Here is a 17,382-nt window from a genome sequence, read left to right on the forward strand (position 1 = left end):
GCGGCCCCCGCCGGTTCGACGCGCGATCCGGCGGGGGCTGGTGTGCTGCCGGAGCCACGCCGCAGCCGTCCGGTCCCGCCGGGGCCCACGTGATCCTGATCATCCTCCGGGCCGGCGCCCCGGCCAACTCCGCGGGCTGACGCGTGCGTTGACGGCGAGGACGGGCCCGCACCGCCCCCGCGCCCGAACCGGGGGCTCCCCACCCCTGGACAAGATCTGAGGTTAGGCTAACCTACCTTCGAATTGTCCGGCGGCTCTCCGCCCTGTTCGAAAGCAGCCACACTCATGCCCAACGCCCGTGCCACCAACCCCACCCGCCGCGGGATCCTCGCCGCCGGCGGCGCCCTCGGCCTCGGTGCCGTCCTCGCCGCCTGCGGCGGCGACGACACGAAAAGCGGTGGCTCGGACGCGTCGGGTGCCGCGAAGGCCTCCGGTCCCTGGACCTTCAAGGACGACCGCGGCACGACCGTGAAGCTCGACAAGGTGCCCGCGAACATCGTCGCCTTCACCGGCGTGGCCGCCGCGCTGTACGACTACGGCATCCAGGTCAAGGGCGTCTTCGGCCCGACGAAGACCCAGGACGGCAAGCCGGACGTGCAGGCCGGCGACATGGACATCAGCAAGGTCGAGATCCTCGGCAACGTCTGGGGCCAGTTCAACGTCGAGAAGTACGCGGCGCTCGCCCCCGAGGTCCTCATCACCACGATGTTCGACGACGCCGGGACCCTCTGGTACGTCCCCGAGGAGTCCAAGGACAAGATCGCCAAGCTGGCCCCCAGCGTCGCCGTCTCCGTCTACGACCGCCAGCTGACCCAGCCGCTGGAGCGCATGTGGGCGCTGGCCGAGTCGCTGGGCGCGGACCTGAAGGCCGAGGAGGCCGTCACCGCGAAGAAGGAGTTCGAGGCGGCGGCGGAGCGGCTGCGCAAGGCCGCCAAGGCCCGCCCCGAGATCAAGGTGATGGCCGGGTCGGCGAGCGCGGAGCTGTTCTACGTCTCCGGCACCAACCTCTCCATCGACCTGGAGTACTTCAAGGCGCTCGGTGTGAACTTCATCGAGCCGTCGGAGAAGGCGAAGGCGCAGGGCGGCGGCTGGTTCGAGGCGCTGAGCTGGGAGAACGTCGACAAGTACGGCGCGGACATCATCATGATGGACGACCGGGCGCAGGCGACCCAGCCCGCGGCGATCACCGAGGCCACCTGGAAGAAGCTGCCCGCGGTGAAGGCCGGCCAGGTCATCCCCCGCTCGCCGGAGCCCATCCTGTCGTACGGCAAGTGCACGCCGCTGCTCACGAACCTCGCCGAGGCGATCGAGAACGCGAAGAAGGTCAGCTGAAGCTCGCCGGACGATCAGGGGGCTGACGCGCCGCGGGCGACGGCCGGCCCCCTGAGGGAACCTCAGGAGACTCGATGCTCACCGCCGTAGCCGCTCCGTTCCGTTTCTTCTCCCTCCAGGTCGTGCGGACGCAGCGGCTCGGTCCGTCTCTGGTCCGGGTCACCTTCGCGGGGGACGACCTCGCCGCGTTCCGCTCCGACGGGTGCGACCAGTCGCTGTCGCTGTTCCTGCCGCAGCCGGGGCAGGACGCCCCGGTCGTGCCCGTCGAGCTGGGCGAGGACTGGTGGAAGGGGTGGATGGCGCTGCCGGACGGCGTCCGGGCGGTGATGCGGTCGTACACCCTGCGCTCGCTGCGCCGTGACCCCGACGAGATCGACATCGACTTCGTGCTGCACGGCGTGGAGCCGGGTGCCGCCGTTCCCGCCGGTCCCGCCTCGCGGTGGGCCGCGCGGGCCACCGCCGGGGACCGAGTGCTGGTGCTCGGCCCGGCGGTCGCGGACAACCGGGCGATCCGGTTCCGGCCGCCGCGGGGCACCGATCTGGTGGTGCTGTGGGGTGACGAGACCGCGCTTCCGGCGGTCGCCGCGATCCTGGAGGCGCTGCCGGCCGGTCAGCGGGCGCGGGTCTGGCTGGAGGTCCAGGAGGCCGGGAACGTGCTGGACCTGCCGACGGCGGCGGACGCCGAGGTGACCTGGCTGATCGGCGACCACGGCCGCGCCCAGGACTCCCCCATGGCCCTGAGCGCCCTGCGCGACGCCCGGCTGCCCCCGGCCGGGTGCCCGTACGTCTGGCTCGCGGGCGAGTCCTCCTCGGTGAAGTCGCTGCGCCGGCACTTCGTCGGCGAGCGCGGCATCGACCGGCGGCAGGTCACCTTCGTGGGCTACTGGCGGCAGGGGCTCACCGAGGAGCAGTTGCGGGAGCAGGGGGAGTAAGTGCCCCTGTGGGGCGGGAGTTGCGCGGATCCTGGTACTTGACCCGCTCAACTTAGGTTAGGCTAACCTTAGTAAGCCGGGGTCCCGGGCCCCGCCCCGGCCGCCCGTTTCCGTCCGCACGGCCAGTCCCCACCGGAGGACCTCGACATGCGCTCGCACCTGCTCAATGACACGACCGCGGAGCAGTATCGCCGCTCCGTGACCGAAGGAGTAGAGCGGGTGGCAGCCAAACTCGCCACCACGCAGCGCCCGTTCACCGGCGTCACGGTCGACGACCTGGCCCCCGCCATCGAGCGGATCGACCTCGACCGGCCACTGCACGACACCACGGCGGTCCTCGACGAGCTGGAGGACGTCTACCTCCGCGACGCGATCTACTTCCACCACCCCCGCTACCTCGCCCACCTCAACTGCCCGGTCGTCATCCCGGCGGTGCTCGGCGAGGCCATCCTGTCCGCCGTCAACTCCTCCCTGGACACCTGGGACCAGTCGGCCGGCGGCACCCTCATCGAGCGCAAGCTCGTCGACTGGACGGCCGCCCGGATCGGGCTCGGCGAGAGCGCCGACGGCGTCTTCACCTCCGGCGGCAGCCAGTCCAACCTCCAGGCCCTGCTGCTGGCCCGCGAGGAGGCCAAGACCGGGGACCTGGGCACACTGCGCATCTTCGCCTCCGAGGTCAGCCACTTCAGCGTGAAGAAGTCGGCGAAACTGCTCGGCCTCGGCCAGGACGCCGTCGTGACGGTCCCGGTCGACCACGAGAAGCAGATGCAGACCGTCGCGCTCGCCCACGAGCTGGAGCGCTGCGTGAAGGACGGCCTCGTCCCCATGGCCGTCGTCGCCACCGCGGGCACCACCGACTTCGGTTCCATCGACCCGCTCCCCGAGGTCGCCGAACTGTGCGCGCAGTACGGCACCTGGATGCACGTCGACGCCGCCTACGGCTGCGGGCTGCTCGCCTCGCCCACCCGGCGCGCCCTGCTGGACGGCATCGAGCGCGCCGACTCGGTCACCGTCGACTACCACAAGTCCTTCTTCCAGCCGGTGAGTTCCTCCGCCCTGCTGGTGAGGGACGCGGCCACGCTGCGGCACGCCACCTACCACGCGGAGTACCTGAATCCGCGCCGGATGGTGCAGGAACGTATCCCCAATCAGGTGGACAAATCCCTCCAGACCACCCGCCGCTTCGACGCCCTCAAGCTGTGGGTGACCCTGCGGGTGATGGGCGCCGACGGCATCGGGCAGCTCTTCGACGAGGTGTGCGGCCTCGCACGGGAGGGCTGGAAACTGCTGGCCGCCGACCCGCGCTACGACGTCGTCGTCGAGCCCAGCCTGTCCACCCTGGTCTTCCGCTACGTACCGGCCGCCGTCACCGACCCGGCCGAGATCGACCGGGCCAACCTGTACGCCCGCAAGGCCCTGTTCGCCTCCGGCGAGGCCATCGTCGCGGGCACCAAGGTGAACGGCCGCCACTACCTGAAGTTCACCCTGCTCAACCCTGAGACGAAGGCCTCCGACATCGCCGCCGTCCTCGACCTGATCGCCGGCCACGCCGAGCAGTACCTGGGAGACTCCCTTGACCGCGCTTCCTGAATCCACCACCAAGACCTACGACTTCGTGGGGATCGGACTCGGGCCCTTCAACCTCGGCCTCGCCTGCCTCACCGAGCCGATCGCCGAACTCGACGGTGTCTTCCTGGACTCCAAGCCCGACTTCGAGTGGCACGCCGGCATGTTCCTGGACGGTGCCCACCTCCAGACGCCGTTCATGTCGGACCTGGTCACCCTGGCCGACCCGACGTCGCCGTACTCCTTCCTGAACTACCTGAAGGAGAAGGGCCGGCTGTACTCGTTCTACATCCGCGAGAACTTCTACCCCCTGCGCGTCGAGTACGACGACTACTGCCGCTGGGCCGCGAGCAAGCTGAGCAGCGTCCGCTTCAACACGACCGTCACCGAGGTGACGTACGACGAGGCCGACGAGCTGTACGCGGTGCGGACCGCCGCCGGTGAGACGTACCGCGCCCGCCACCTGGTGCTCGGCACCGGCACCCCGCCCCACATCCCCGAGGCGTGCCGGGGCCTGGGCGGCGACTTCATCCACAACTCCCGCTATGTGCAGAGCAGGGCGGAGCTGGTGAAGAAGAAGTCGATCACGCTGGTCGGCTCGGGCCAGTCCGCCGCCGAGATCTACCACGACCTGCTCGGCGAGATCGACGTCCACGGCTACCGGCTGAACTGGGTCACGCGCTCCCCGCGGTTCTTCCCGCTGGAGTACACCAAGCTCACCCTGGAGATGACCTCCCCGGAGTACATCGACTACTTCCGGGCGCTGCCGGAGCCGACCCGCTACCGCCTCACCCAGCAGCAGAAGGGCCTGTTCAAGGGCATCGACGGAGACCTGATCAACGAGATCTTCGACCTGCTCTACCAGAAGAACCTCGGCGGCCCGGTCCCCACCCGCCTGCTCACCAACTCGGCGCTTACCAGCGCGTCGTACGAGGACGGCACGTACACCCTGGGCTTCCGCCAGGAGGAGCAGGGCAAGGACTTCCGGCTCACCTCGGACGGCCTGATCCTGGCCACCGGCTACCGCTACGCCGAGCCCGAGTTCCTGAAGCCGGTCCGCGACCGCCTGGTCTACGACTCCCAGGGCAGCTTCGACGTCGGCCGCAACTACGCCATCGACGTCACCGGCAGAGGCGTCTTCCTGCAGAACGCCGGCGTCCACACCCACAGCATCACCAGCCCCGACCTGGGCATGGGCGCCTACCGCAACAGCTACATCATCCGGGAGCTGCTCGGCAGCGAGTACTACCCGGTGGAGAAGACCATCGCGTTCCAGGAGTTCGCCGTATGAGCCGCACCGCCTTCACCTTCCGCCCCCTCGACCCGCTGAAGGACGCCGAGCTCCTGCACGCCTGGGTCACCCACCCCAAGGCCGCGTTCTGGATGATGCAGGACGCGAAACTGGAGGACGTCGAGCGCGCCTACATGGAGATAGCCGCCGACGAGCACCACCACGCCCTGCTGGGCCTGAAGGACGGCGAGCCGGCCTTCCTGATGGAGAAGTACGACCCGGCCCACCGCGAGCTGGTCGGCCTGTACGAGCCGCAGCCCGGGGACGTCGGCATGCACTTCCTCACCCCGCCGACCGACACGCCGGTGCACGGCTTCACCCGGTCCGTCATCACCGCCGTCATGGCCCACCTCTTCGAGGACCCGGCCACCCGGCGGGTCGTCGTCGAGCCGGACGTGCGCAACAAGGCCGTGCACGCCCTGAACGCGGCCGTCGGCTTCGTCCCGGAGCGGGAGATCGAGAAGCCGGAGAAGACCGCGCTGCTCAGCTTCTGCACCCGCGAGCAGTTCCTGGCGGCGACGGGGGTGTCCGCATGAGCCTCGCCGACTCCGTCGCGCACCTGTCCCCCGAGCGCTGGGAGCAGGCCAACCGCCTGCTGATCCGCAAGGCGCTCGCCGAGTTCGCCCACGAGCGGCTGATCACGCCGGAGGAGGACGGGGACGGGTACGTCGTCCGCAGCGACGACAAGCTGACCGCGTACCGCTTCCGTGCCGTCCGCCGCGCCTTGGACCACTGGCAGGTGGACGCCGCCTCCGTCACCCGGCACCGGGACGGGACCGAGCTGCCGCTCGCCGCGCTCGACTTCTTCATCGAGTTCAAGGACGCCCTCGGTCTGAGCGACGAGATCCTGCCGGTCTACCTGGAGGAGATCTCGTCCACCCTGTCCGGCACCTGCTACAAGCTCACCAAGCCGCAGGTCCCCTCCGCCGAGCTGGCCGGCAGCGGCTTCCAGGCGATCGAGACGGGGATGACCGAGGGCCACCCCTGCTTCGTCGCCAACAACGGGCGGCTCGGCTTCGGCATCCGCGAGTACCTGTCGTACGCCCCGGAGACCGCTAACCCGGTCCGCCTGGTCTGGCTGGCCGCGCACCGCTCGCGCGCCGCGTTCACGGCCGGGGCCGGCATCGACTACGAGGACTTCTTCCGCCGGGAGCTGGGCGCTGCGACCGTCGACCGCTTCCACGGGATCCTGCGCGACAAGGGCCTGGACCCGGCCGACTACCTGCTCATCCCCGTCCACCCCTGGCAGTGGTGGAACAAGCTGACCGTCACCTTCGCCGCCGAGGTGGCCCGGCAGCACCTGGTGTGCCTGGGCGAGGGCGACGACGAGTACCTGGCCCAGCAGTCCATCCGCACCTTCTTCAACACCACCAGCCCCGAGAAGCACTACGTGAAGACGGCCCTGTCCGTCATCAACATGGGCTTCATGCGCGGGCTGTCGGCCGCCTACATGGAGGCCACCCCGGCGATCAACGACTGGCTGGCCCAGCTCATCGAGGGCGACCCGGTGCTGAGGTCCACGGGCCTGACGATCATCCGGGAGCGCGCGGCGGTCGGCTACCGGCACCTGGAGTACGAGCGGGCCACCGACCGCTACTCGCCGTACCGCAAGATGCTCGCCGCGCTGTGGCGGGAGAGCCCGGTGCCCTCCCTGAAGGACGGCGAGTCCCTGGCGACCATGGCGTCGCTGCTGCACGTCGACCACGCGGGCGCCTCCTTCGCGGGCGCGCTGATCGCCCGCTCGGGCCTGGACCCGGTGGAGTGGCTGCGCCGTTACCTGCGGGCGTACTACACCCCGCTGCTGCACAGCTTCTACGCCTACGACCTGGTCTTCATGCCGCACGGCGAGAACGTGATCCTGGTCCTGAAGGACGGCGCCGTCGAACGCGCGATCTACAAGGACATCGCCGAGGAGATCGCCGTCATGGACCCGGACGCGGCGCTGCCGCCGGAGGTCCGGCGGATCCGCGTGGAGGTCCCCGAGGACACCAAGCTGCTGTCGATCTTCACGGACGTCTTCGACTGCTTCTTCCGCTTCCTCGCGGCGAACCTCGCCACCGAGGGGATCGTGGCGGAGGAGGACTTCTGGCGCACCGTCGCGGAGGTCACCCGGGAGTACCAGGAGGCGACGCCCGAACTCGCCGACAAGTTCGCGCAGTACGACATGTTCGCCCCCGAGTTCGCGCTGTCCTGCCTGAACCGGCTCCAGCTGCGCGACAACAAGCAGATGGTCGACCTCGCGGACCCCTCGGGCGCGCTCCAGCTCGTGGGCACGCTGCGGAACCCGATCGCCGGGTTCTGAGCCGCGGGGAAGCAGGGCGGGCGCCCCGGAGTACGGTCCTCCGGGGCGCCCGTCCGCCGTCCGCCCGGGCCTGTCCGGGGCTATCCCGCGGGCCAGTCCACCTGCGGCGACCGGTGGTAGCCGATGCCGAGCGCGTCCCAGCGCGGCCCCTGCGCCGCGAGCCGCGTCCGGTACGCCTCCCAGTCGTGGGTGGCGGCCGGCGACCAGCCCAGCTCGGCCACGCCCGGCAGCCGGGGGAAGGCCATGTGATCCAGGTGCGCGGAATTCTCGAGGGTCTCCGTCCACAGCGGTGCCTCGACGCCGCGGACGGCGTCCGCCGGGACACCCGGCAGGTAGGCCCCCGGGTCCCAGTCGTAGGACCGCTTCACCTCGACGTACCCGGCCCAGGACAGCCCGAGCGGGGTGGTGCGGTCGTACTTCATGTCGAGGTAGATCCGGTCCGCGGGCGAGAGGATGATCCCCGTCCCGTTCCGCGCCGCCTTCGCCACCCGTTCCTTCTCCTCGGCGCCGGTGCCGTCCAGGCCCCAGTACTGGGCGAGCGCGCCCTCGGCCGGGGTGGCTCCGGTGAGCTGGTGCCAGCCGACGACCGTCTTGCCGTACCTGGCGACGATCGGCTGCACCCGGTCCATGAACGCCTGGTAGTCGGCGTGGCTGGTGGAGTGCGCCTCGTCGCCGCCGATGTGCAGATGGCGGCCCGGGGTGAGGGCGGCCAGCTCGCGGATCACGTCGTCGGCGAAGTCGTACGTGATCTCCTTGCCGGCGCACAGCGAGCTGAAGCCGACGGCCGTGCCCGTGTAGAGCGGGGGTGCCACGCCGTCGCAGTTGAGGCCGGCGTAGGAGGCGAGGGCCGCGTTGGTGTGGCCGGGCATGTCTGTCTCGGGGACCACCTCCAGGTGGCGGGCGGCGGCGTAGCGGACGATCTCCCTGTAGTCGTCCTTGGTGTAGAAGCCGCCGGGGCCGCCGCCGACCTCGGTGGAACCGCCGTGGGTGGTCAGGCGCGGCCAGGAGTCGATCGCGATCCGCCAGCCCTGGTCGTCGCTCAGGTGCAGGTGCAGCTTGTTGAACTTGTAGAGGGCGAGCCGGTCGACGTACCGCTTGACCTCGTCGACGGTGAAGAAGTGCCGGGAGACGTCGAGCATGGCGCCGCGCCAGGGGTAGCGCGGGGTGTCCCGGACGGTGCCGCCGGCGACCAGCCAGGGGCCGGGCTGGACGGTGTCCCGCTCGACGGCCGCGGGCAGCAGCTGACGCAGGGTCTGCACACCGTGGAAGAGCCCGGCGGGCCGGGCCGCCGTGATGGTGACGCCGCCGCGGCCGCTGTCGAGCCGGTACCCCTCGGTGCCGTACGGGCCTTGGGCGAGGCGGAGGCGGATGCCGCCCGCTCCCTCCTCGGTGACGGGCAGCCGGTAGCCGGTGGAGGGCCGCAGGAGGTCCGCGAGGTACTCGCCGATCCGGTGGGCCTCGCGTGAGCCGCCGACGTGGATGCGGGTGCCGCCGGTGATGCGGTACGGCGCTCCGCCCGGGGTGACCGAGGCGGGCGCCGGGATCACCTGGCCGAGGGGCCTGGGCCCGGCGGAGGCGGGCCGGCCGGCGGGCTGGGGGGCCGCGCCCGAGGTGAGGACGCCGGCCGCCGCGACCAGCAGCAGCGAGCCGAGAAGGTGCAGTCTGTGCCGTCTCACACGTGCTCCCTTCGAAAGGGGTATAGACCACCCTTGGTCTGAACCACTCTCCCGCAGATCGGTCCGCGGCAGAACAAGTGGAACGGCTCCCGCGTGGCGGGAACTCCTCGCGGCGCGGGGCGCGTTGGCGGGTGCGCCGTCCGCAGCGGCGGCCGCCCCCGGCACTCGAGGGCCCGCGGCCCTCCCCGCCACGGGGCGGAGATGGTGAGCGGCGCCACAGCCCCGCACGGCATCCCCACAGGGGCCCTGCCCGGAATCGGGCAGGATTCTTGCAAAACCCCGCCCCTTACTCCAGGATCTACCGGGTGCACGACGAACTCGTTGATCATCTGACGCGGTCCACCGCCCTCAACCGGGGCGAGGCGCTGCGCGTGATCCAGGACGTGCTCGCCTTCTTCGACGAGACGACCGAGGAGTACGTCCGTCGCCGCCACCGCGAGCTCCAGGCCCAGGGCCTGGTCAACGCGGCGATCTTCGAACGGATCGAGGCGGACCTCAAATATCGCGCCGTGGCCCCGCCGGAGCTGACGCTCCGGCAGCTGCGGCGGATCGTCTACGGCTAGGAATACCCATATATGTGCGGAATCGTCGGATACATCGGCAAGCGGGATGTCGCGCCGCTGCTCCTCGAAGGCCTCCAGCGCCTGGAGTACCGGGGCTACGACTCGGCGGGCATCGTCGTGACCTCCCCCAAGGCCGCCGGCCTGAAGATGGTCAAGGCCAAGGGCCGGGTGCGCGACCTGGAGGCGAAGGTCCCGGCGCGCTTCAAGGGCACCACCGGCATCGCCCACACCCGCTGGGCCACCCACGGCGCCCCCTCCGACGTGAACGCCCACCCGCACCTCGACGCCGAGGGCAAGGTCGCCGTCGTCCACAACGGCATCATCGACAACGCCTCCGACCTGCGCCGCAAGCTGGAGGCGGACGGCGTCGAGTTCCTCTCCGAGACCGACACCGAGGTCCTGGTCCACCTGATCGCCCGCTCGCAGGCCGAGAAGCTGGAGGACAAGGTCCGCGAGACCGTCCGTCTCATCGAGGGCACCTACGGCATCGCCGTCCTGCACGCCGACTTCCCGGACCGCATCGTCGTCGCCCGCAACGGCTCCCCGGTCGTCCTCGGCATCGGCGAGAAGGAGATGTTCGTCGCCTCGGACATCGCCGCGCTGGTCACCCACACCCGGCAGATAGTCACGCTGGACGACGGCGAGATGGCCACCCTGAAGGCCGACGACTTCCGTACGTACACCACGGAGGGCACCCGGACCACGGCCGAGCCGACCACCGTCGAGTGGGAGGCCGCCTCCTACGACATGGGCGGCCACGACACCTACATGCACAAGGAGATCCACGAGCAGGCCGACGCCGTGGACCGCGTGCTGCGCGGCCGCATCGACGACCGGTTCTCCACCGTGCACCTCGGCGGCCTCAACCTGGACGCCCGCGAGGCCCGCCGCATCCGCCGCGTGAAGATCCTCGGCTGCGGCACCTCGTACCACGCCGGCATGATCGGCGCCCAGATGATCGAGGAGCTGGCGCGCATCCCCGCGGACGCCGAGCCGGCCTCCGAGTTCCGCTACCGCAACGCGGTCGTCGACCCCGACACCCTGTACATCGCCGTCTCCCAGTCCGGTGAGACGTACGACGTGCTGGCCGCGGTCCAGGAGCTGAAGCGCAAGGGCGCCCGCGTCCTCGGCGTCGTGAACGTCGTCGGCTCGGCGATCGCCCGCGAGGCCGACGGCGGCGTCTACGTGCACGCCGGCCCCGAGGTGTGCGTGGTGTCCACCAAGTGCTTCACCAACACCTGTGTGGCGTTCGCCCTGCTCGCCCTGCACCTGGGCCGCACCCGCGACCTGTCCGTGCGCGACGGCAAGCGGATCATCGAGGGCCTGCGCAAGCTGCCCGCCCAGATCTCCGAGATCATGGAGCAGGAGGCGGAGATCGAGAAGCTGGCCAAGGCCTACGCCGACGCCCGCTCGATGCTCTTCATCGGCCGCGTCCGGGGCTACCCGGTCGCCCGCGAGGCCTCCCTGAAGCTCAAGGAGGTCTCCTACATCCACGCCGAGGCCTACCCGGCCTCCGAGCTGAAGCACGGCCCGCTGGCGCTCATCGAGCCCGCCCTCCCGACGGTCGCCATCGTCCCGGACGACGACCTGCTGGAGAAGAACCGGGCCGCGATGGAGGAGATCAAGGCCCGCAGCGGCAAGATCCTCGCGGTCGCCCACCAGGAGCAGGAGAAGGCCGACCAGACGATCGTCGTCCCGAAGAACGAGGACGAGCTGGACCCGATCCTCATGGGCATCCCGCTCCAGCTCCTCGCCTACCACACGGCCCTGGCCCTGGGCCGGGACATCGACAAGCCGCGGAACCTGGCCAAGTCGGTGACGGTCGAGTAGCGCGCCCCGCGACGAACAGGAACGGACCCCCTGGTGCCGCCCCGGACACAGGGGGTCCGTTCCCATGCGGGGGCTCACCCGAGCGCCCCGGCCCGCGCCGCCGCCGGCGGCCGTCACCCGCCGGCCCGCCGCACACCGCGCGAACACGCGGGCCGGTGCGCCGTTCGGCGGTGAACGAGGCGGGCCCCTTCGCGCGGGTGCGGTGACGCGGTGACCCGTATATGCCCTTCACAAGAGCACGAACACCTGTGCGCGGGGTGGAGGCGCGTGACACGCAAGGGAGTTGACCGTCCGGAGCGGGCGTCCCGCCGCCGGGTGGGGCGACGCGGGGACGGACGGGTTACGGGATGACCACCACGGGGCGCTTCGCCCGCTTGGCGAGCCGCCCGGCGACCGATCCGAAGATCCGGCCCACGACACCGTGCGTGGAGCCGACGACGATCGCGTCCGCCTCGTACTCCCGTCCCACCTCTTCGAGTTCGTGACAGATGTCACCGCCGCGCTCGACCAGGATCCAGGGGACCTCGGCGAGATAGTCCGCACACGCCAGCTCCAGCCCCAGCACCTCGGTGCGGTGGTCGGGCACGTCGACGAAGACCGGCGGCTCGCAGCCCGCCCACACCGTGGTGGGCAGCCGGTTGGCCACGTGGACGATGATCAGTCCCGAGCCGGAGCGCTGCGCCATGCCGATCGCGTACGCGAGGGCGCGCTCGCTGGACGTGGAGCCGTCGAAGCCGACGACGACGCCATGCTTGAAGGCGGGGTCGCACGAGTGGCGTGGCTCTTCCGCCGCCAGGGGCTCGGCCGCCGTGGGATCGGCGACGGGCCGCTTGCGGTCCGCGGGTTCGAAGAAGTCGTGACCGGCCATGGCTGTCTCGGCGTTGTGATCCTTATTGGGTGGGACGACAGTGTGCGGCGGAGCTGTGTCCAGGAATCATCTTCCCAACCCCATACCCCCAAGGGTACGGCGGCACGCCTCCTTGGCCCAGATCTCGCGCACCGTCGGTGGCGGTTCACCGGAGCATGCACGAGGGTGCGCCCGTAACGCAATGGTTGCTGCCCCGTACAGGCGGTTTGCGCAGGATTCAGGCCACGGCGAGGTGACCGACCGGCCGGGCCCGCCGTTGAACCCCCCGCCACACCTCCAGGGAGCGTCACAGGGAGCACAGCCATGTCCTCACGGTCCGGGCCGGACAGCACCACCGAGGTCGTCCGCTGGGCGGCCTTCAGCTGTGTCCTCGTCCCGCTGGTGCTCCTGTGGCACGGCACCTCCCCGGCCGGGGCGGCGGGCACCGCGCTCGGCCTCGCGGCCGTGACGGCCGTCTGCCGGCTGCTGCTGCGGCGGTCGGAGCGCGGCGCGGCCCGGCGGCCGGCGGAGGAACCGGCTCCGCACCGGGGGCGTCACCAGCGGACCGGGTCGGGAGCACACCGCGGCGAGCGCTCCGGCGGGCGCCCCGGCGGACGATCGGGCGCACGGTCCGGCGGGCAGGGAGATACACCGGTCGGTTGACCGGTTTCCGCGCACGGGCCCGTATCTTTTCAGCCAACTTCTTAATGGTGTGCATCACCCGTCCGGAACGCCCCCCACCCCCGGTTTGACCTGCACGGAAAGGGTCTCCAGTGAGGTCTGCACCCTACGCGGTTTGGCCACTGCGACGAGGCGCACTTCCCTGCACGGCCCACGAGTGCAACCCTTCGTGATCGAATGCTTTACGCCAAGTTGCCAAGTCGACAATGTGCCGGGTAGCGAACTGGCCATCCCGGTACGGCGTGACGCAGTAGATTCGATCTTGATTTGTCTTACGGCGGGGGACTCGTGCAGGACCGAGGGGAAACGTGCAGGAGCGACACAACCGAGGAGCCGCGACCACCGAGGGGGGCTTAGCGCGATGAGCCACGACTCCACCGCCGCGCCGGACACCGCGGCCCGGAAGCTGTCCGGGCGTCGCCGCAAGGAGATCGTCGCGGTGCTGCTGTTCAGCGGCGGCCCCATCTTCGAGAGTTCCATACCGCTGTCGGTGTTCGGGATCGACCGCCAGGACGCCGGCGTACCGCGCTACCGGCTGCTCGTGTGCGCCGGTGAGGACGGCCCGCTGCGGACCACAGGGGGCCTGGAACTCACCGCGCCACACGGCCTGGAGGCGATCTCACGGGCGGGCACGGTCGTCGTGCCGGCCTGGCGGTCGATCACCTCGCCGCCACCGGAGGAAGCGCTCGACGCACTGCGCCGGGCGCACGAGGAAGGCGCCCGCATCGTCGGACTGTGCACCGGCGCCTTCGTGCTCGCGGCGGCCGGCCTGCTGGACGGCCGTCCCGCGACCACCCACTGGATGTACGCGCCGACGCTGGCCAAGCGCTATCCGTCGGTGCACGTGGATCCGCGCGAACTCTTCGTCGACGACGGGGACGTGCTGACGTCGGCGGGCACCGCGGCCGGCATCGACCTCTGTCTCCACATCGTGCGGACGGACCACGGCAACGAGGCGGCCGGCGCGCTGGCCCGCCGCCTGGTCGTCCCACCGCGCCGGAGCGGAGGCCAGGAACGCTACCTGGACCGCTCTTTACCGGAGGAGATCGGCGCCGACCCGCTCGCCGAGGTCGTCGCCTGGGCGCTGGAGCACCTCCACGAGCAGTTCGACGTGGAGACGCTGGCGGCACGCGCGTACATGAGCCGCCGTACGTTCGACCGCCGGTTCCGCTCGCTCACCGGGAGCGCGCCGCTGCAGTGGCTGATCACCCAGCGGGTGCTCCAGGCGCAGCGGCTGCTGGAGACGTCGGACTACTCGGTGGACGAGGTGGCGGGCCGCTGCGGCTTCCGCTCCCCCGTCGCGCTGCGCGGGCACTTCCGCCGGCAGCTCGGCTCGTCCCCGGCGGCGTACCGGGCCGCGTACCGGGCGCGCCGGCCGCAGGGTGAGCGGCAGACCGACCCCGAGTCCGTGGCAGCGGGCTCCGGCCTCGGCGCGGGCCCGGGACAGCCCGGCCCGGGCGGGATCGGCCAGCCGGGCCAGGGCGGGCACGCCGCCGCCGCGCACCACCAGGACCACCCGGTCCCGCTCCAGGCCCGCCGCACCGCGGCCGCGAGCGCCGTCGGCGCCCCCGGGTCCCTGGACCACCGGGACGCCTACGTGGGGTCGCGCGCCGGCCTCCCGGGGCAGCGCAGCGGAACGTGACCGGCCGACCGCGCCGCGGGGCCACGAGGAACCCCCTCGTGGCCCCGCGGCGTTCCCGGGGCGCCGCGCAGCCGGTACGCGGGGGATCCGTCCCCGCCGCACGGCCGTAATGTGGACGCATGAACGATCGCATGGTGTGGATCGACTGCGAGATGACCGGCCTCTCGCTGTCCGACGACGCGCTCATCGAGGTAGCCGCCCTCGTCACCGACTCCGAGCTGAACGTGCTCGGCGAGGGCGTGGACATCGTCATCCGGCCGCCGGACCGGGCGCTGGAGACGATGCCGGAGGTGGTGCGGGAGATGCACACCGCGTCCGGGCTGCTCGCCGAGCTGGCGAACGGCACGACCCTCGCGGACGCCGAGGAACAGGTCCTCGCGTACGTGCGCGAACACGTCAAGGAACCGGGCAAGGCCCCGCTGTGCGGCAACTCCGTCGGCACGGACCGCGGCTTCCTGCTCCGCGACATGCCGATCCTGGAGGACTACCTCCACTACCGGATCGTGGACGTGTCCTCGATCAAGGAACTGGCGCGCCGCTGGTACCCGCGGGCCTACTTCAACAGTCCGGAGAAGAACGGCAACCACCGCGCCCTCGCCGACATCCGCGAGTCCATCGCCGAGCTGCGCTACTACCGCGAGGCCGTCTTCGTCCCGCAGCCCGGGCCCGACTCGGAGACCGCGAAGGCGATCGCCGCGAAGTACGTCCTGCCTGCTCGGCACGGCTGACACAGGCCGTCGGGAGGGGCGCCGCGAAACGTGTGCGCGAGCACCCCTTCGGACCCTGTACACTTTTTCTCGGCCGGTCGGGGAAGCGACAAAAGTCCGCCGCCGGTCATGGTGGGTGTAGCTCAGCTGGTAGAGCACCTGGTTGTGGTCCAGGATGCCGCGGGTTCGAGTCCCGTCACTCACCCTGAGTGATCAGCCGGTGACCTTCGGAAGAGGGTCACCGGCTGATCGCGTTGTACGGCTCTCCCGTCGGCTGTCACGCGGCCCGCTCAGCGGCCGGCCGTCCGGCTCGTTCCCGGACCGCCGGCGCCGGCCGCGACGATGACGGTCATGAGCCGGATCATCTCGTACGACACCGCCGACAGGGCCGACGTCGTCGCCCGCCCCGGCGCCGCCGGGAATCCAGCGCCGCCTGCTGCCGCACCGGCGCCTGTTCTCCGGTCCGCCGCAGGGAAATCCCCCTGTTGCCTCCCGCGCCCCGTGGACGGCCCGCACAGCGGCAGGTTCCCGCTCGCCGAGGCCGAACCGGCGGCCGACGCCTGCCGCGCCGTGCCGGACCGGCTGGACGAGAGCCTCCGGTACGGCCTCCGGGAGCTGACCGAGAAACCGGAGTCCGAGCGCACCGAGGGGAGTACGCCACGGAGGGCCCTGGTCCGACGCGCGCCGTCGCGCCGGGCACCGCTCAGGACGAGGCCCGCGCCACCAGTTCCGTGGCCAGCACCACCTGGCGCCGCTCCAGGCCCCGCGACACCGCCGGGCGGCGGTCGGCGATCTCGGTCAGGAGGAGGTCGATCATGCGGCGGCCCATCTCCTGGATCGGCTGGCGGACGCTGGTCAGGGGCGGGTCCATGTGGCGGGCGATCGCCGAGTCGTCGTAGCCGACCAGGGCCACGTCGTCGGGGATCCGGCGGCCCGCCTCGCGCAGGGCGTGGCGGGCGCCCGCCGCCGTGACGTCGGAGGCCGCGAAGACCGCGTCCAGGTCGGGGCGGCGGGACAGCAGCTCGGCCGTCGCCCGGCGGCCGCCCTCCTCCGTGAAGTCGCCCGCCTCGATCAGCCCTTCGTCGACCTCGTGGCCGGCGTCGGCGAGCGCGTCGCGGTAGCCGTCGATGCGGCGCTGGGCGCCGTAGACGTCGAGCCGGCCGGTGATGTGCGCGATGCGGCGGCGGCCGTGGGCGAGGAGGTGCTCGACGGCCGAGCGCGCGCCGCCGTAGTTGTCCGAGTCGACGGACGGCAGGGTCTCCGCCGCGGAGCGCGGGCCGCTGATCACCGCGGGGATCTCCAGCTGGGACAGGAGGTCCGGGAGGGGGTCGTCGGCGTGGACGGAGACCAGCAGGACGCCGTCGACGCGGTGCGCGGCGAGGTACTGGGCGAGGCGCTGACGCTCGCGGTCGCTGCCCGCGAAGATCAGCAGCAGCTGCATCTCGGTGTCCGAGAGTTCCGCGCCGACGCCGCGCAGCATGTCCGAGAAGTAGGGCTCGGCGAAGAAGCGGGTCTCCGGTTCGGGGACCACCAGCGCGATCGCGTCGGTGCGGTTGGCGGCGAGGGCGCGCGCGGCCGTGTTCGGGACGTAACCGAGTTCGGCGACCGCCGCCTCGACGGCGGCGCGGGTCGCGTCGCTGACCCGGGGGGAGCCGTTGATCACCCGGGAGACCGTGCCGCGGCCGACCCCGGCGCGCGCGGCGACCTCCTCCAGAGTCGGCCGGCCGCCGCTGCGGCCCCGCGCTCCGTGGCTTGCCATGGGCTTCGCCCTCCCTCGTACACCCGTTGGCCTGGAATCTAACAGTGCCGCGGCCATATGGTGCCGAGCGGCCACGGACGATCCCGGCCGAGGGCGCCAGTTAACAGGCCGATAACTGAACGCAGATCTCCGCGTCCGCTCCCTTGACACCCCCGCTCGAAGCCACGAACCTTCAACACATCACCGATGGGAGCGCTCCCACACTACCTGGCACTTACACAACCCGCACGTTCCCCGCCCGAGCCGCAACGCCA

Annotated in this window: 14 protein-coding genes and 1 tRNA gene; 12 read left to right on the forward strand and 3 right to left on the reverse strand. The window is 71.3% G+C overall.

The window, feature by feature from the left end:
* The first annotated feature begins 285 nt into the window (after nt 1-285).
* The 6 genes from SGLAU_RS12525 to SGLAU_RS12550 all read left to right on the forward strand — a co-directional run bounded on the left by SGLAU_RS12525 (nt 286) and on the right by SGLAU_RS12550 (nt 7,423).
* Nucleotides 286-1,332: an ABC transporter substrate-binding protein gene (locus tag SGLAU_RS12525; protein ID WP_043501071.1), complete on the forward strand. Its 1,047-nt coding sequence runs from the start codon at nt 286-288 to the stop codon at nt 1,330-1,332.
* Nucleotides 1,333-1,406: 74 nt separating this feature from the next.
* Nucleotides 1,407-2,264: a siderophore-interacting protein gene (locus tag SGLAU_RS12530; RefSeq protein WP_043501073.1), complete on the forward strand. Its 858-nt coding sequence runs from the start codon at nt 1,407-1,409 to the stop codon at nt 2,262-2,264.
* Nucleotides 2,265-2,411: 147 nt separating this feature from the next.
* A complete protein-coding gene (desA, locus tag SGLAU_RS12535) occupies nt 2,412-3,854 on the forward strand; it encodes a lysine decarboxylase DesA (RefSeq protein ID WP_043501075.1) in 1,443 nt (480 codons plus the stop codon).
* Nucleotides 3,838-5,121, forward strand: coding sequence for a lysine N(6)-hydroxylase/L-ornithine N(5)-oxygenase family protein (locus SGLAU_RS12540; RefSeq protein WP_052413730.1), 1,284 nt, complete (start codon nt 3,838-3,840; stop codon nt 5,119-5,121). Before desA ends, SGLAU_RS12540 begins: the two co-directional genes overlap by 17 nt.
* Complete coding sequence (locus SGLAU_RS12545) at nt 5,118-5,657, forward strand: GNAT family N-acetyltransferase (RefSeq protein WP_043501076.1); 540 nt, start codon at nt 5,118-5,120, stop codon at nt 5,655-5,657. The genes SGLAU_RS12540 and SGLAU_RS12545 overlap by 4 nt, the downstream gene beginning before the upstream one ends.
* The gene (locus SGLAU_RS12550) at nt 5,654-7,423 is read left to right on the forward strand and encodes an IucA/IucC family protein (protein WP_043501078.1); all 1,770 of its coding nucleotides are present in this window, start codon (nt 5,654-5,656) and stop codon (nt 7,421-7,423) included. The genes SGLAU_RS12545 and SGLAU_RS12550 overlap by 4 nt, the downstream gene beginning before the upstream one ends.
* Before the next feature lie 80 nt (nt 7,424-7,503).
* Here SGLAU_RS12550 and SGLAU_RS12555 read toward each other — a convergent pair whose 3' ends face one another.
* On the reverse strand, nt 7,504-9,099 hold the full coding sequence (locus SGLAU_RS12555) for a beta-N-acetylhexosaminidase (RefSeq protein WP_043501080.1): 1,596 nt from the start codon (nt 9,097-9,099) through the stop codon (nt 7,504-7,506).
* Nucleotides 9,100-9,404: 305 nt separating this feature from the next.
* Between SGLAU_RS12555 and SGLAU_RS12560 the strand changes: the two genes are divergently transcribed.
* Together SGLAU_RS12560 and glmS are read left to right on the forward strand one after the other, a co-directional pair.
* Nucleotides 9,405-9,662 carry a hypothetical protein gene (locus tag SGLAU_RS12560; protein ID WP_043501081.1) on the forward strand — a complete coding sequence of 86 codons (258 nt, stop codon included), beginning with the start codon at nt 9,405-9,407 and terminating at the stop codon, nt 9,660-9,662.
* A gap of 12 nt (nt 9,663-9,674) precedes the next feature.
* Entirely contained in the window at nt 9,675-11,492 is a 1,818-nt protein-coding gene (gene glmS, locus SGLAU_RS12565) for a glutamine--fructose-6-phosphate transaminase (isomerizing) (RefSeq protein ID WP_043501082.1), read from the forward strand.
* Nucleotides 11,493-11,832: 340 nt separating this feature from the next.
* On the opposite strand, the gene SGLAU_RS12570 is transcribed toward glmS, so the two are convergent.
* On the reverse strand, nt 11,833-12,360 hold the full coding sequence (locus SGLAU_RS12570) for a universal stress protein (protein ID WP_043501086.1): 528 nt from the start codon (nt 12,358-12,360) through the stop codon (nt 11,833-11,835).
* A 303-nt stretch (nt 12,361-12,663) separates the two neighbouring features.
* Here SGLAU_RS12570 and SGLAU_RS12575 point away from each other — a divergent pair, with 303 nt between their 5' ends.
* The 4 genes from SGLAU_RS12575 to SGLAU_RS12590 all read left to right on the forward strand — a co-directional run bounded on the left by SGLAU_RS12575 (nt 12,664) and on the right by SGLAU_RS12590 (nt 15,574).
* Nucleotides 12,664-13,002 carry a hypothetical protein gene (locus SGLAU_RS12575; protein WP_043501089.1) on the forward strand — a complete coding sequence of 113 codons (339 nt, stop codon included), beginning with the start codon at nt 12,664-12,666 and terminating at the stop codon, nt 13,000-13,002.
* Nucleotides 13,003-13,381: 379 nt separating this feature from the next.
* On the forward strand, nt 13,382-14,662 hold the full coding sequence (locus tag SGLAU_RS12580; protein ID WP_043501092.1) for a helix-turn-helix domain-containing protein: 1,281 nt from the start codon (nt 13,382-13,384) through the stop codon (nt 14,660-14,662).
* A gap of 119 nt (nt 14,663-14,781) precedes the next feature.
* Nucleotides 14,782-15,390, forward strand: a complete 609-nt coding sequence (gene orn / locus SGLAU_RS12585) for an oligoribonuclease (protein ID WP_043501093.1) — start codon at nt 14,782-14,784, stop codon at nt 15,388-15,390.
* Nucleotides 15,391-15,501: 111 nt separating this feature from the next.
* Nucleotides 15,502-15,574 (forward strand) — tRNA-His (locus SGLAU_RS12590).
* A gap of 498 nt (nt 15,575-16,072) precedes the next feature.
* Here the strand turns inward: SGLAU_RS12590 and SGLAU_RS12595 are convergent.
* A complete protein-coding gene (locus tag SGLAU_RS12595) occupies nt 16,073-17,128 on the reverse strand; it encodes a LacI family DNA-binding transcriptional regulator (protein ID WP_043501095.1) in 1,056 nt (351 codons plus the stop codon).
* Between the last annotated feature and the right edge of the window lie 254 nt (nt 17,129-17,382).

Origin of the sequence: Streptomyces glaucescens (genome assembly GCF_000761215.1) — a bacterium.
In the GTDB taxonomy this organism is placed as follows: domain Bacteria; phylum Actinomycetota; class Actinomycetes; order Streptomycetales; family Streptomycetaceae; genus Streptomyces; species Streptomyces glaucescens_B.

Bases quoted from the DNA above. Each gene is read 5' to 3' on its own strand.
- orn (WP_043501093.1), top strand. From the start codon at position 14,782: ATGAACGATCGCATGGTGTGGATCGACTGCGAGATGACCGGCCTCTCG.
- SGLAU_RS12530 (WP_043501073.1), top strand. From the start codon at position 1,407: ATGCTCACCGCCGTAGCCGCTCCGTTCCGTTTCTTCTCCCTCCAGGTC.
- SGLAU_RS12550 (WP_043501078.1), top strand. From the start codon at position 5,654: ATGAGCCTCGCCGACTCCGTCGCGCACCTGTCCCCCGAGCGCTGGGAG.
- SGLAU_RS12595 (WP_043501095.1), bottom strand. From the start codon at position 17,128: ATGGCAAGCCACGGAGCGCGGGGCCGCAGCGGCGGCCGGCCGACTCTG.
- desA (WP_043501075.1), top strand. From the start codon at position 2,412: ATGCGCTCGCACCTGCTCAATGACACGACCGCGGAGCAGTATCGCCGC.
- glmS (WP_043501082.1), top strand. From the start codon at position 9,675: ATGTGCGGAATCGTCGGATACATCGGCAAGCGGGATGTCGCGCCGCTG.
- SGLAU_RS12575 (WP_043501089.1), top strand. From the start codon at position 12,664: ATGTCCTCACGGTCCGGGCCGGACAGCACCACCGAGGTCGTCCGCTGG.
- SGLAU_RS12580 (WP_043501092.1), top strand. From the start codon at position 13,382: ATGAGCCACGACTCCACCGCCGCGCCGGACACCGCGGCCCGGAAGCTG.
- SGLAU_RS12545 (WP_043501076.1), top strand. From the start codon at position 5,118: ATGAGCCGCACCGCCTTCACCTTCCGCCCCCTCGACCCGCTGAAGGAC.
- SGLAU_RS12525 (WP_043501071.1), top strand. From the start codon at position 286: ATGCCCAACGCCCGTGCCACCAACCCCACCCGCCGCGGGATCCTCGCC.
- SGLAU_RS12570 (WP_043501086.1), bottom strand. From the start codon at position 12,360: ATGGCCGGTCACGACTTCTTCGAACCCGCGGACCGCAAGCGGCCCGTC.